Consider the following 14,059-nt stretch of genomic DNA (forward strand, 5'->3'; position numbering starts at 1 on the left):
CTCATACTCCTCACGCCCAGGCTAATCTTTATCTTGTTCCGAGGTAACCGCTGCTATCGGGGCTAGGATAGGTTGATAAAAGTTATTTTGTACACAAAGATTTCTGATTTAAAACATGATTTAATCCCAATATTTCAAAATAACGGGATCTTTTATTTCCTTGCTTCAAAGCATTCATTATTTTTGAAAAATAAAAAATAACATGAAAAAACACTTATTTCTGGGAATCATTGGGGCAGTTGTATTCTTTAATAGCTGCAGTAGTGATGATAATGATTCTCCCAAAAAATTATTATTGAGTAAGGCTACAATCAATTATTATGACTACTCTCCTAATCCTATTCCTGAGGACATCATATACAAATACAATAATAGTGGAGAAGTTATAAAAATTGAATCAAGGTTTGGTTCTACTATATTTGAATACAGCAATGGAAAGATTCTAAAAAGTAAGTATTATACTAAAGAACAACAGTTAGAATCTAGTTCTGTCTATAATTACAATGGAGATCAGTTGGTAAATATCCAATATACCTCCCCAAATTCAGCTGACAAATCAACGGTAACTTACAGCTACGATGCCAACGGCAAAATGATATATTCTACACATTGTGAATCTGCCAACTGTGAATATCCAACAACCTCTTCTATGACGTATAGTGGAGACAATATTACTTCAGAAATCAATGCATTTACATTTGGAAAAACAGCTCATAAAAGAGAACTTACCTATGATAATAAGCTAAGCCCTTACACCAATCTCAATAAATACCTGAGAATAACCATGGGAGGAGCATACGGCATCAGTGCGAATAATTATACCACTGAAGTAATAAGCAATAAAGATAGTGCCGGCAATTGGAAACAAGGGCAACGTATTACTTACAGTATCCAATACAATAGCTCTCAACTCCCTGTTCAGATTATCGGAACAGAAGCCAATGGAAAAAAATATGTTCAATACAATTATGAATATATTACTCAATAAAAGCAATCATAAAAACTCTCCTACATTGGGGAGTTTTTTATTTTAGAAGCCCATTCCCGCTATACGCTCATACTCCTCACGCCCTGGCTAATCTTTATCTTGTTCCGGGGTAACCGCTGCTATCGGGGCTAGGATAAGTTGGTAAAAGTTATTTTGCACACAAAGGTTTCTGGCTTTAAAAACATGATTTAGTCCCAGTATTATGAAATAATAAAACCTTTTATTCTAAAACCTCATTGTATTTTTTATTTTTGCCAAAATTTTTAAATTACATGAAAAACTACTTATTCCTGGGGATGATGAGCGCAGTTGTATTCTTTAACAGCTGCAGCAGCAATGATGACAATGAAACTAAAAATGAGCCTACGGGAAAAACATTATTGCTAAGTAAAGTTACGACAACATACTATGACGATCCGTCTAAACCTAAGACCGTTATCAAAAGCTTCGAATACAACAGCCAGGGAGAACTTATCAAACAATTATCTGCAGGAAAAGCCATTACTTTTGAATATAGTAACGGTAAACCCATAAAAGCAAATTATTATAATGCCCAGCAACAGCTGGACTTCTATTCCAACTTTTATTATACAGGGAGCCAGCTTAATAAAATCAAAAACATTTACTCAAATCAATCAGGGAGCAGAACGATAAATTATGCTTATAATTCCAATGGCCAACTTTCCTCTTCTACTCTTTGCAAAACAGAAGATTGTTCCAACTCCAATACGACTTCTTATACTTATTCCGGAGACAATATCTCAGTAGAAACCACATTAGGGACATCCGCTATGGATATGGGCAATAAGTATGAATATTCGTATGACAATAAATTAAACCCATACACCAACATCAATAAGTATCTGAAAATAATGATGGGAGAAATGACCGCTTTAAGTAAAAACAATTACTTGATCAACAAAGACAGTTTCGAGTTCAATGGCAACTGGACACCAAGCGAGACAACTACTTTTACCATTCAATACAACAATTCCGGATTTCCAGTTAAGGCAACAGGAATAGGCAGTGATGGAAATCTTTCCGTACAATACGATTACGAATATATCTTACAATAAGATTGTCAATAGAAAAAAAGAAGCCCACCGAATACCGGAGGGCTTTTTTATTTTTAGTTCCCGTTTACATCGCCCATTATCATTCCGTATTTTACCCATATTTTTTTATGATAATAACAATGTTAACAAAAAATGAATATATTTAACCCTTTAAATAAAACATTAAAATCATGAAAAAACAAAAAGTATCAAATGCATTTGTAGCTGCCTCTTGGGTCGCATTGGGAGCAGGAATGATCGGTTATATCGTAGGTCTTGCAAGAGCAGAAATGCAGCTGAATGAGAAAGGTTACTATTTTACGATCCTATTATATGGTTTATTTGCCGTTGTTTCTTTACAGAAAGCGGTTCGTGATAAATTGGAAAATATTCAGGTAACTGACATTTACTATGGGATTTGTTGGTTTGCGACCCTTTCTTCCATTGTATTGCTTGCGATAGGACTTTGGAATGCCACCATACTTCCAAGTGAGAAAGGATTCTATGCCTTTGCCTTTCTTTTGGCACTTTTTGGTGCTATTGCCGTTCAAAAAAATACCCGGGACAATATGCTTCAGGAATAATACAGAAACTCTCCATGTCTTGGAGAGTTTTTTATTTTATATCATCAATAATTTCAAAAAAATAGACAGAAAAATATTAAATAATCAACAAAACAATCATTTATCCTATTTTTACTATATTTATTTCACAAAATATTGATAATGTATAAGAAAAATTTACTTTTTATTCTTTTCATCTTATTCTTTCAGATCATAAAAGCTCAAGATGAGTTTATCACAGTCTGGAAGCCCAGCCTTCCTTCATCATCTTCCACTGGTTCCACTGGAATTCCCTTCCCTTCTAATGAAAATCAAATCTGGTTTCCCGGAAAAGGAACAAATTACAATATCTATTGGGAAGAAATAGGCTATCCCTCTCATCATGCTACTCTATCGAATATATCTTCCGATTATCAGTTACTTATTGATTTTGGGCACCCACTAAATCCTACACCTTCCGATGCCACTTACCGGGTAAAGATTAGTAATGGGAACGGAAGTTTTAATCAAATACGGTTTATGAGCTCACAGATAGTGGGAGGAAATCAGTCTCTTAGTATAATAGGAGATTCATATAAAATACTAAACGTTGAACAATGGGGAAATATAACCTGGACTTCTGTGCAGTATGCATTTTATCGTTGTGAGAATCTGGACATTACAGCAACCGACATTCCTGACCTTTCACAAGTAAATGATATGTCTAATATGTTTTACAACTGTCATCATCTGGTGGGAAATCCTACAATCAATAACTGGGATATATCCAATGTTACTTCCTTAGCAGGAACTTTCAATTCGTGCTATTTATTCAATCAGCCTATAGGAAATTGGAATACTTCCAATGTGACTTCAATGGGAGCTATGTTCCTGATGGCACAAAATTTCAATCAGCCCATTGGAAACTGGAATACCTCTAAAGTGAAGAATACCACTTCTATGTTTTTTTATGCCTTGGAATTTAATCAGCCTATCGGTAACTGGGATATGTCTCAAAATCTTCAAATGGAGCTGATGTTTGTTGGTGCCGGACAATTTAATCAGCCTATTGGAAACTGGAATACATCAAACGTCATTGACATGCATGCTATGTTTCAATATGCTACCAACTTTAACCAGGACATCAGTGCATGGAATACAAGTAATGTAAAACTGATGAGAGATATGTTTTTTATGGCGGAGCAGTTCAACATTAATATTTCAACCTGGGATATAAGTAATGTAAAAGATATGTCTAATATGTTTAATGGTGCCAAAAAATTCAATCAAAATATTAGCGGATGGGATGTAAGCTCAATAACCAACATGTCGTATATGTTGAGTAATGCAAAGGCTTTTGATCAAAATTTAGGAAACTGGAAACTCAACTCATTACAAATAGCCAACAATCTTCTTGAAAATACGGCTATGAGCTGCCAAAACTATAACAACACTCTTTATGGATGGAGCCAAAATCAGTCAATAGCTAATACAATCAATATATCACCAGTCTCTCCTCTTGAGTATTCAACTCCTGAAGCAGAAGCAGCGAGAAATTATCTGATCAATAATAAAGGCTGGACAATCGCCGGAGACACCTATAATCCGGAATGCTTATCTCATCTTGGAACTTCAGATATAAAAACAGATCATAAGATAAGCATCTATCCTAATCCTGCTACAGATATTATTTACATTAAAAATACCACTGCAGATCACTATACAATACTTGATCCGGCAGGAAGAGTTGTTTTAAAAGGAAGCCTGGCCAATGAAAAAATTAGTATTCAAACGTTAGCACCTGGAAACTATTTTCTGCAACTTCATCTGAAAGAGAATACTCAGAATTTTAAATTTATAAAAAAATAGAAACAAAAAGCCTCACTGAGAAGTGAAGCTTTTTATATACTGAGTTTACCTATCAACTATTGATCAAAATGATTAGGATGCTGTGCTTTAATATCTTCCACAGTTCCCAAGACTTTATCTTTTAAGGAATCTTGATATTTTTGAAGCTTTGTGGCAACTTCTTCATTACCGCTTCCTATAATTTTAGCTGCTAAGATCCCTGCATTCAATGCTCCGTTCAACGCTACGGTTGCTACCGGAATTCCACCCGGCATCTGAAGGATTGAAAGTACAGAATCCCATCCGTCAATAGAATTGCTGGATAAAATCGGAACTCCAATCACTGGCAGTGTTGTACAGCTTGCCACCATTCCCGGCAGATGTGCCGCTCCTCCGGCTCCGGCAACAATAACTTTAAGGCCTCTTTCCTGAGCTGTTTTTGCATAATCAAACATTCTCTCCGGTGTTCTGTGTGCTGAAACGACAGTCAACTCGTAAGGAATATCCAAACTTTTAAGAAAATTGGCAGCTTGTTCCATGATCGGAAGATCACTCTGACTGCCCATAATAATACCTACCATCTTCAATTTTTATTAGATTTTCAAAGATAAAAAATTAAAATGTAAAGCTGGAAGTTAGGAAGCTGGAAGTTTATTTCCGAACAACATACTACCTATTCTTTTATACAGTAATTTATACGAAAACTACTAGTACCTCCATCTTCTATCCTTCCATCCAATTACTTTCAAAACGATATACTCCTTTATTATTGTTATCATCCGTCAATCCATTTTGAAAACTACTATAACTTCCATCCTCCAGCTTCCAACTTCCTTCCAATTACTTTCAAAAAAACATACTCTTTTATTGTTATCATCCGTCAATCCATTTGAAAACTACTATAACTCCCATCCTCCAGCTTCCAACTTCCTTCCAATTACTTTCAAAAAACATACTCTTTTATTGTTATCATCCGTCAATCCATTTGAAAACTACTATAACTTCCATCCTCCAGCTTCCAACTTCCTTCCAATTACTTTCAAAAAAACATACTTTTTTATTGTTATCATCCGTCAATCCATTTGAAAACTACTATAACTTCCATCCTCCAGCTTCCAACTTCCTTCCAATTACTTTCAAAAAAACATACTTTTTTATTGTTATCATCCGTCAATCCATTTGAAAACTACTATAACTTCCATCCTCCAGCTTCCAACTTCCTTCTTTCATCTGTATCACCAAAAATCACTACAACTGTACCCATCCTCATCATTAAAAAACTGCTAAATTTGTTTGTTACACTCAATTTACTTTGAAAGATTATAAACTTATTTTCGCTGTTCTCACGGTTGCTTTAGTCTGGGGAACTACATTTTTGGCAATTCGTGTAGCTGTAGAAACGATTCCTGCATGGTTTGTTGCGGGAATCCGTCAGTTTTTGGCTTCTATTATTATGTTGATTATCCTTCTTTCAAGAAAGGAATTCAAATGGATTGGCTGGAAAAGTCTGGGATACCAGATTATTTTTGCATCGTTAATGTTAGTTGTTGCAAATGGAATGACTACCGTTGCTGAAGAAACGGTATCGAGCAGCCTGGCATCGCTTATCAGTGCCTGCTCTCCTATTCTGGTCTTCTTAGGAAGTGTAGCTGTTGGTTTACAAAAGTTCAGCCTCCGTGCACTTCTTGGTGTCTTGATGTGCTTCAGTGGAATTCTTTTTATTTTTTGGGATGGTCTTCAGGATCTTGCCAACCCTGATTATAGAACAGGAATGATCTTCCTTTTCTGCGCTATTTCAGGATGGGCCTCAGGAACTATTTTCACCAAAAAGCTTAATATTCAAAGTGGAAATATCACCCTGAATTTATTTTATCAGTTCCTATTCGCAGGTATTGTTCAGATTATTTTGGCTTTCGTATTCTCAGAAAACTATAATTTCGGAAACTGGACATTAAAAAGTATCTCAGCTATGTTATATCTGTCGATTTTCGGCTCAGTAGCTGCTTTTTTTGCCTTTCATTATGCTTTGACCAAAATTTCTCCGGTACAGGTTTCCATATTGGCTTATATTAACACCATTATTGCTATATTCCTAGGCTGGCTGATTATGGATGAACAGATATCTGTCAAATTTATTCTTGCGGCAGCATTAATTATTTGTGGTGTATTTATTATCAACTACAAACCGGAAATGTTTAAAAGACAGAAAGTAGCAGCATAAGATATAATAAGAAAATGAATTTTTCCTTTTCAAAGATCATCCGTAATATTTCAATGATGGTTCAATCTATATATTATTGATACATTCCATTGATCTTTAACCAGTTTAAAAACAAATTTGTCCACTCACCGGTATTGGTATCCTTTTTACCCAACCCCCAGCCATGTCCTCCGGATTGAAATAAGTGCAGCTCAGCCGGAATTTTATTATTCTTCAAAGCATCATACATAAGGATACTGTTTTCAACTGACGAAATCGGATCATCTTCAGACTGTGCCAGAAAAGTGATTGGAGTGTTTGCTGTTACCTGCTTTTCAACAGAATATTTGACCTGATCTTTTCTGTCTGATGATTTTCCCAATAATGATTTAAAAGAATGCGTATTGTTATTAGGGGGAAGCATAGATACAACAGGATAAATCATTGCTGTAAAATTCGGTCTGGCTGAAACTCGATCGACGGCATCTTGTAATGGATAATACATTGTATCAAAAGTAGAAGAAATATAGCCCGCGAGGTGTCCTCCAGCAGAGAAGCCTAAAACCCCTATCTTATCTGGATTAAGTTTATATGTCTCTGCATTACTTCTGATAAGACGTAAGGCGCGTTGAGCATCCTGAAAGGGAACTGATTGAGTAGCCCATCCTTCACCAGGTAGCCTATATATCAATTCAAAAGCTGTAATTCCCTGTGATTGCAGCCACTCTCCTGCCGGATTGCCTTCGGAGCCGGATTCAATATGAGCATATCCACCGCCACTTATTATCAATACTGCAATTCCGTTGGGGTGAGCAGGTTGATGAATAATCAATTTAGGGATACTAATATTGGTAAAAGACCCTTTGGAAGAAATAACCTCCTCTCCTTTTGGGCCAGGGCCATCTGGTATTTTTGTCCATAGAGTAATGGTCGGCAAAAGATTTGAACTTTCAGCTTTCTTCTGTGCGAAAGATAAATTTGAAAAAAGAAAGATAATCCAAAATGTATTTTTCATTTTATTGAGCTTTACTAAACAATACCATAAGACAGGTAAAATCCGTCTCATCATACCATCAAATCTAAGATTAAAAATAATACATGTTGAGAAGAAAATCAACAGATAAACAAAAGATTATGACCAATTTATAAAAAACACATCTTCTAAATTTGAACCTTAAAAATAAAAAAGCATCGGAAAATAGGTTTTCATATTCTTTTCATTTTTCTTATATTGTATACTCAACCTATACAACATGATTAAAAACACATTTTTCGTACTTCTTGCAGCCTCTTTTCTTCTTGTAAGCTGTGATTACAAAGAAAAGGAAAAGAACCTGACAGACAGGGAAAAACAATTATTGGAAAAAGAAAAAACATTTGCCAAAAAAGAATCTGAATACCAATCGCTTTTAAAAATGAGGGATAGTATTTTTTCTAAAAAAGATTCGGTGGTGATTGCCACTTGGCCCGCTCAGATCTCCGGCCCATGGAACGGAAAAGTAATCTGTACAGAATCTAACTGCAGCGACTATGCTGTGGGTGATCAACGTACAGATATCTGGGAATTTGATAATGATTCTACTCAACCCATCACCAAAATCATCAATAATAATAACCTGGTAAGACTATACGCCGGTAAATTTGAAAATAACGAGATCAGACTTTCCTTCAAAACAGATTCTACAGCTAAAAAGAATGTAGAAATGAATGTTCTGCTAAATGATATTTCTGACAATAAAATCAAGGGAACAAGAACGATTACTTCTGACGGCTGTACAGCCAAGTTCTCTGTTGAATTAGTACGTTCCACCAAATAAACACATATGATTTTACTGAGTATACACAACCTGAGCCTTCCTATAGAGGATCCGGTACTGAAGTTCCTATTGGTACTGATTATCATTCTTGCAGCGCCATTATTACTGAATAAAATTAAAGTTCCCCACCTTTTAGGTCTTATTATCGCAGGAGCTATCATTGGGCCTAACGGATTTAATGTGCTATCCAGAGACAGCAGCATTGTAGTCACAGGAACAACCGGACTACTTTATATCATGTTCCTGGCAGGACTGGAAATTGATATGGGAGACTTTAAGAAAAACAAATGGAAGAGTCTCACCTTTGGACTTTACACCTTTATTGTTCCTTTTGTATTGGGGTATTTGGGAGGTTATTATATCCTTCATTTCTCAATGCTTACTTCGATCTTATTTGCCAGTCTTTTCTCCTCTCATACGCTTATTGCCTATCCCTTAGTAAGCAAACTGGGAATGGCAAAAAATAAGGCAGTTAACATTACTGTTGGCGGAACGATGATTACCGATATTCTAGCCTTATTGGTATTGGCAGTGATCGTAGGGATGTCCCAAGGCGATGTAGGAACTGAATTTTGGGTAAAATTATCGGTATCATTTATTGTTTTTGCACTGATTGTATTGATTGTTTTCCCTATTATAGGACGTTGGTTCTTCAAAAGAGTTGATGATAAAATCTCACAATATATTTTTGTATTGGTGATGATCTATCTGGCAGCAATGCTTGCCGAACTTGCAGGAGTAGAAGCCATCATCGGAGCTTTCTTTGCCGGATTGGCATTGAACAGGCTTATTCCGCATACCTCTTCTCTGATGAACAGAGTGGAATTTGTAGGAAATGCCATCTTTATTCCTTTTTTCCTGATCAGTGTAGGAATGTTGATTGATTTCAAGGTGTTTTTCAAAAGCTGGGAAACTCTTGAAGTAGCTGGAATCATGCTTGTAGCCTCTATTGGTGGAAAATATCTTTCCGCAGTGGCTACTCAAAAAACATTTAGACTTACAAAAGAAGAGGGAAAACTGATCTTTGGTTTAAGTTCTGCCTCTGCAGCAGCAACCCTAGCCTCTGTAATGGTAGGATATAATATTATTCTTTCTGAAACTGAAACCGGAGAACCTGTAAGATTATTGAATGAGCACGTATTGAACGGAAGTATCTTATTGATTCTCATTTCCTGTACGATTTCCTCATTTATCTCTATGGCCAGCGCTCAGAAAATCGCTGAAGCAGATAATGAAGACACAGTTTCCGGAGACAGCCATGAAGAAGAAAATATATTGTTGGCCATCAATCACGAAGAGACCGTAGAAAGAATGGTAAACCTGGGAATTTTGATTAAAGCCCATTCCAATACGGAAGATCTTTTTGCCCTAAATGTCATCAATGAAGATAAAAATGAATCCTCTGTAAAAAATGCAGAAAAGCTACTCCACCAAGCAGCTGATGCGGCGGCGGCGGCTGATGTCAAATTACAGGCTCTTAAAAGATATGACAATGATGTTATCAATGGAGTAAACAATGTTATCAAAGAACAAAAAATTACAGATCTGATTATCGGTCTGGAAGATGAGAAAGGTTTCTCGCCATCTTTTGTTTACAATCTTTACAACGGCTATCTGCAAAATGACGATGTCAATGTATTGGTGTATCACGCAGCCCAACCACTTTCTACTATCAAGAAATATGCGGTGATGATTCCTGAAAATGCTCACAAAGAAGCTGGATTCTTCCATGCGCTGCTAAGGGTTTGGAATATCGCAAGAAATTCCGGTGCGACCGTTGTTTTTTATGCCCCTGAAAATATCCTGGATATCCTTCAGAAAATTATCAAAAAAGCCAATATAGAAGCAGAGTTCATCATTATGAATACATGGCAGGACGGTGAAAGAACAGCCGCCCAACTGAAAGAAGACGAAGCGTTGATCGTTCTGATGGCTAAGCGTGGAATGCAGTCCTATATTCCTAGGATGAGGCTTATTCCGGAAATGCTAAACAGATATCTGAATGATAACAATTACCTGCTGATTTTCCCATTCTCCGAGTATGACAAAAACAGTCCTGAAATACGTTCTGTAGGCAATCATGGAGATTTTGTGGAAATCGGAAATGTAATCCAGAAGATATTTAAGTAAGGAAGAAAAGAAGCTGGATGCTGGAAGTTATTGAGTATGATAAATAATGAATGTCTACAATTTCGTTTATTTTTTTTCTTAAGAAGACTTGGAAGTAATTACTCGTCTGAAAGTAACTTCCAGCCTCCTTCTTCCAACTCCCAACCTTTTTACCTATTTTTACCTAAAATTAAAATTCATTGAAAACAAAGAAGATATTCCTTTTAACAGCAGCTTTAAGTGTACAATTATCATTTGCCCAGTTTGCAAAAATTGTAGATAAGGATGGCTATGTGAATATAAGGGAAAATGCAGATGCTAACAGTACTATTGTTGGAAAAATTAACTCAGATGAGATTGTCTATATATTTGATCCCAACGATAAGAATTGGGCGAATGTAAGCAATGGTTATGTTCATAATTCAAGGCTGAAATACATAGAGTCCTATCAAAAAGTTCCATCCATTGCACGTGATGCCAGCAAAGCTGTCTTTAAATCAGGAAACATTAAAGTAAATATCGTCTCCGGAAAATTTAATTTTAAGGAAAATGAAAAAGATTTCACCTCAACACTACAAGGAGATTTCTATAAAGACCAGCAGGTATGGGGGCTAGACGGAACCATTCCTAAGACCCACTATGTATCCATTACTGCACAAATTGGAGATAAAACCATTCAGATTCCTGCCAAGGAGATTGAAAACCTTTTCCAGGTCAATAATAAGTCTACGAACTGCTATTACGACCGGATCAATGATACTTTATACATCTCAATGCTGAATTCCGATGGGGCTGGTGCTTATGTTGCCCTTTTTACCATTGAAAAAGGCGAGTATAAAGGAAGAACACTGGAGATCCCTTTTTAGTCTTATTTTCAGAACAACCTAATTTCCATGATCCATCAGATTAAACAATAAAGCTATTATTAAAATTTAAAATGATCCAATGGCATTGAAAACAAAAAAGATCTTCCTTGCAGCCGCAATTCTAAGTATTCAGCTTTCTTTTGCTCAATTTGCTAAAATTGTAGATAAAGATGGCTATGTAAATCTCCGAGAAAATCCGGATGCAAAAAGTAAGATCACTGGAAAAATCAAGTCTGATGAAATTGTTTATACTTTTGAACTGGATAAAGCCGATAAAAACTGGCTAAATGTTTATTATGATGATAAAACAGCTGGTTTTATCAATAGTTCGAAAGTTAAACTTATTGATTCTTATGAAGTCATTCTTCCTGTAACCAAAGATGAAAACAAAGCCATTTTCAAATCCGGAAATATTAAGGTGGATATCATTACTGAAAAGTTCAATTATAAAGACAATAAGAAGTTCTTTTCTTCATCCAGTCATGGGGGGCAAAAAATAGAGGATAAATATAAAGGAAACTTGATATGGGGAACAGACGGAACTGCTCCCAAAACACATTATAAATTTATCACCGTTCAGATTAAGGATAAAAAAGTTCAGATTCCCACTAAAGAAATTGAAAACCTTTTTAATATCAGTAATGAATTTACAACATGCTATTACGATCGTAAAAATGACACGGTATATCTTACTATGATTAATTCTGACGGTGCCGGAGCTTATGTTGCCCTTTTTAAAATTGTAAAAGGAGTATATAAAGAAAGAGTGGTAAAAAAGCCTTTCTAATTTTTATTGAATTCCGATCTTAATTTAGAAGGTTACGATCACTGATTAAAATAAAAAGAGCTGTAGAAAACTACAGCTCTTGATTTTATAGATCAAATTCAATTATTCTGAAATCACTCTCACCATTCCCTTTACCTTTACAAGCTTTTCCATAAGCTCTTCTCTGGAATCTGCTAACACATTGATGTGTCCCATTTTCCTTCCTGGTTTGGTTTCTGTTTTTCCGTATAAATGAATGTAAGTTTCCGGTAATTGAAGAACATCTTCCATTCCTTCGTATACTACCTTTCCAGAGTAGCCCTCTGCTCCTACTAAGTTCAGCATTCCACTGTAAGTAATGGCATCCGTATCTGCCAGAGGAAGATTCTTCACCACACGATACATCTGTTCAAACTGTGAATTGGTATTTCCTTCCTGACTTTGGTGTCCGGAGTTATGCAGTCTTGGAGCCGTTTCATTTACCCATACCTTTCCTTCTTTATCAAGGAATAATTCGATGGCAAAAAGCCCCGGAGAATTTACGGCATTCAAGAACTTCTCTGTAATGACATCAATTTGCTGTTGTACATCTTCAGTCAAAAGAACCGGACATACATTGAAATCCAAAAGATTAAGTTTTGGATCGGCAACCATTTCCGTTACCGGGAAAGTATTGGTTTCCCCCTTTTCATTTCGGGCAACAATCACAGAAAGCTCCTTATCAATATCTACCAAACTTTCAATGACTGAAGCTTCTTTCCATAAATGCTGATAATCATCTTCTGTTTTAATCACCTGTACCCCTTTTCCATCATATCCTCCTGTATTCATCTTCTGAACAAATGGCAATGGCATCATGATCTTTTCATCACTATTCCACACCACCTGAAATTCCGGACTTGGAATATCGTGAATTTTATAAAATTCCTTCTGAAGGATTTTCTGTTGAATGGTCTTAATGATACCTGCATTAGGAACCACCCGGATTCCCTGTTTTTCAAGTTCGGCCAATGCATCTGCATTTACATGTTCTATTTCGATCGTTACCACATCCTTATCTTTTCCGAAGTTCAGAACGGTTTCGTAATCATTGAAATTTCCTTGCGTAAAATATGAGATATTATGGCATGGCGCATCAGAAGCCGGATCGAGAGTATAAAACTCATCATCATACTTCAACGCACTTTGTATCAACATTCTTCCCAGCTGTCCGCCTCCCAGAATTCCTATTTTCATTTTTTATTTTTATTAGATTTACCCTTATTGAATTTTATCAATTTTTAAATATCCCAGTCCCATTGGGTTTTCCTGATTTTCAGCCTCAGATTTTGTAAGAACAATAGAATATTTTTCTTTCATTGAAGCAGGAAGAATATCACTTACATTGAAAATATCATCAATATCTACCCCATGCTTATCGTCAATATGGCTTACCGCACCTTCAAATCCCATCGTCTGATAGAATTCAGTAGCCCTAGCACGTTTTACAATCTCTCCCATCGTTTGTCCTACCATAAGATGCTGTTCATGGAATTCTTCAAAAAAACCAGGCTTATATCCTCCTAAATTAAGGAAGAACAACTGGTTTTCTGATGTACTTTCTCCTTTTTCAACGATCTTCACTTCATAGCCATCAGCAAATTTTACTTCCTGATAACAATCAAGGTGAATTTTACCTTCTGCTTCTTTCCAGAAGTCCTTCATATCGGGAATCAAATCTTTAAGACTCTCTGCAATTCCGAAAAATACGTCATGCTGCTCGATATTTCGTCCTTTGGGAGTTGCCCCAAGGATGACATAAAATAATTTCATTTCACTTTTCATGCATACAAAAATACGTTAAATTTATCTTTTTCAAATGTTTGGCA

The 14,059-nt window shown here is 36.0% G+C and carries 13 protein-coding genes; 9 read left to right on the plus strand and 4 right to left on the minus strand.

Annotated features, from left to right (window positions below; all coding sequences use genetic code 11):
- The first annotated feature begins 202 nt into the window (after positions 1-202).
- From GTR01_RS19155 to GTR01_RS19170, 4 genes are all read left to right on the plus strand, one after another.
- Positions 203-988, plus strand: coding sequence for a hypothetical protein (locus tag GTR01_RS19155; protein WP_160139367.1), 786 nt, complete (start codon positions 203-205; stop codon positions 986-988).
- Between the two features lie 272 nt (positions 989-1,260).
- Positions 1,261-2,064 carry a hypothetical protein gene (locus GTR01_RS19160; RefSeq protein WP_160139368.1) on the plus strand — a complete coding sequence of 268 codons (804 nt, stop codon included), beginning with the start codon at positions 1,261-1,263 and terminating at the stop codon, positions 2,062-2,064.
- A gap of 170 nt (positions 2,065-2,234) precedes the next feature.
- Entirely contained in the window at positions 2,235-2,627 is a 393-nt protein-coding gene (gene yiaA, locus GTR01_RS19165; protein WP_160139369.1) for an inner membrane protein YiaA, read from the plus strand.
- A 141-nt stretch (positions 2,628-2,768) separates the two neighbouring features.
- Positions 2,769-4,454 carry a BspA family leucine-rich repeat surface protein gene (locus GTR01_RS19170; protein WP_160139370.1) on the plus strand — a complete coding sequence of 562 codons (1,686 nt, stop codon included), beginning with the start codon at positions 2,769-2,771 and terminating at the stop codon, positions 4,452-4,454.
- A 56-nt stretch (positions 4,455-4,510) separates the two neighbouring features.
- On the opposite strand, the gene purE is transcribed toward GTR01_RS19170, so the two are convergent.
- Positions 4,511-5,014: a 5-(carboxyamino)imidazole ribonucleotide mutase gene (purE, locus tag GTR01_RS19175; protein ID WP_066700435.1), complete on the minus strand. Its 504-nt coding sequence runs from the start codon at positions 5,012-5,014 to the stop codon at positions 4,511-4,513.
- A 731-nt stretch (positions 5,015-5,745) separates the two neighbouring features.
- Between purE and GTR01_RS19180 the strand changes: the two genes are divergently transcribed.
- Positions 5,746-6,654, plus strand: coding sequence for a DMT family transporter (locus GTR01_RS19180; protein ID WP_160139371.1), 909 nt, complete (start codon positions 5,746-5,748; stop codon positions 6,652-6,654).
- Positions 6,655-6,727: 73 nt separating this feature from the next.
- On the opposite strand, the gene GTR01_RS19185 is transcribed toward GTR01_RS19180, so the two are convergent.
- Complete coding sequence (locus GTR01_RS19185) at positions 6,728-7,648, minus strand: alpha/beta hydrolase (RefSeq protein WP_160139372.1); 921 nt, start codon at positions 7,646-7,648, stop codon at positions 6,728-6,730.
- 238 nt (positions 7,649-7,886) lie between these two features.
- On the opposite strand from GTR01_RS19185, the gene GTR01_RS19190 reads away from it, so the two are divergent.
- The 4 genes from GTR01_RS19190 to GTR01_RS19205 all read left to right on the plus strand — a co-directional run bounded on the left by GTR01_RS19190 (position 7,887) and on the right by GTR01_RS19205 (position 12,212).
- Complete coding sequence (locus GTR01_RS19190) at positions 7,887-8,450, plus strand: hypothetical protein (RefSeq protein ID WP_160139373.1); 564 nt, start codon at positions 7,887-7,889, stop codon at positions 8,448-8,450.
- Between the two features lie 6 nt (positions 8,451-8,456).
- Positions 8,457-10,580, plus strand: coding sequence for a cation:proton antiporter (locus GTR01_RS19195; RefSeq protein ID WP_160139374.1), 2,124 nt, complete (start codon positions 8,457-8,459; stop codon positions 10,578-10,580).
- 179 nt (positions 10,581-10,759) lie between these two features.
- Positions 10,760-11,425 (plus strand): SH3 domain-containing protein, encoded by a 666-nt coding sequence (locus GTR01_RS19200; protein ID WP_160139375.1) that lies wholly within the window; start codon positions 10,760-10,762, stop codon positions 11,423-11,425.
- A gap of 79 nt (positions 11,426-11,504) precedes the next feature.
- Entirely contained in the window at positions 11,505-12,212 is a 708-nt protein-coding gene (locus tag GTR01_RS19205) for an SH3 domain-containing protein (RefSeq protein ID WP_160139376.1), read from the plus strand.
- A 102-nt stretch (positions 12,213-12,314) separates the two neighbouring features.
- Here GTR01_RS19205 and GTR01_RS19210 read toward each other — a convergent pair whose 3' ends face one another.
- Together GTR01_RS19210 and GTR01_RS19215 are read right to left on the minus strand one after the other, a co-directional pair.
- Positions 12,315-13,427, minus strand: a complete 1,113-nt coding sequence (locus tag GTR01_RS19210; RefSeq protein ID WP_160139377.1) for a 5-(carboxyamino)imidazole ribonucleotide synthase — start codon at positions 13,425-13,427, stop codon at positions 12,315-12,317.
- Between the two features lie 24 nt (positions 13,428-13,451).
- Positions 13,452-14,003 (minus strand): DUF1543 domain-containing protein, encoded by a 552-nt coding sequence (locus tag GTR01_RS19215; RefSeq protein ID WP_160139378.1) that lies wholly within the window; start codon positions 14,001-14,003, stop codon positions 13,452-13,454.
- Positions 14,004-14,059 lie beyond the last annotated feature (56 nt).

It is taken from the genome of Chryseobacterium sp. c4a, from assembly GCF_009900745.1.
Taxonomy (GTDB): Bacteria; Bacteroidota; Bacteroidia; order Flavobacteriales; family Weeksellaceae; genus Chryseobacterium.

Bases quoted from the DNA above. Each gene is read 5' to 3' on its own strand.
- GTR01_RS19155 (WP_160139367.1), top strand. From the start codon at position 203: ATGAAAAAACACTTATTTCTGGGAATCATTGGGGCAGTTGTATTCTTT.
- GTR01_RS19160 (WP_160139368.1), top strand. From the start codon at position 1,261: ATGAAAAACTACTTATTCCTGGGGATGATGAGCGCAGTTGTATTCTTT.
- yiaA (WP_160139369.1), top strand. From the start codon at position 2,235: ATGAAAAAACAAAAAGTATCAAATGCATTTGTAGCTGCCTCTTGGGTC.
- GTR01_RS19170 (WP_160139370.1), top strand. From the start codon at position 2,769: ATGTATAAGAAAAATTTACTTTTTATTCTTTTCATCTTATTCTTTCAG.
- purE (WP_066700435.1), bottom strand. From the start codon at position 5,014: ATGGTAGGTATTATTATGGGCAGTCAGAGTGATCTTCCGATCATGGAA.
- GTR01_RS19185 (WP_160139372.1), bottom strand. From the start codon at position 7,648: ATGAAAAATACATTTTGGATTATCTTTCTTTTTTCAAATTTATCTTTC.
- GTR01_RS19190 (WP_160139373.1), top strand. From the start codon at position 7,887: ATGATTAAAAACACATTTTTCGTACTTCTTGCAGCCTCTTTTCTTCTT.
- GTR01_RS19195 (WP_160139374.1), top strand. From the start codon at position 8,457: ATGATTTTACTGAGTATACACAACCTGAGCCTTCCTATAGAGGATCCG.
- GTR01_RS19205 (WP_160139376.1), top strand. From the start codon at position 11,505: ATGGCATTGAAAACAAAAAAGATCTTCCTTGCAGCCGCAATTCTAAGT.
- GTR01_RS19210 (WP_160139377.1), bottom strand. From the start codon at position 13,427: ATGAAAATAGGAATTCTGGGAGGCGGACAGCTGGGAAGAATGTTGATA.
- GTR01_RS19215 (WP_160139378.1), bottom strand. From the start codon at position 14,003: ATGAAATTATTTTATGTCATCCTTGGGGCAACTCCCAAAGGACGAAAT.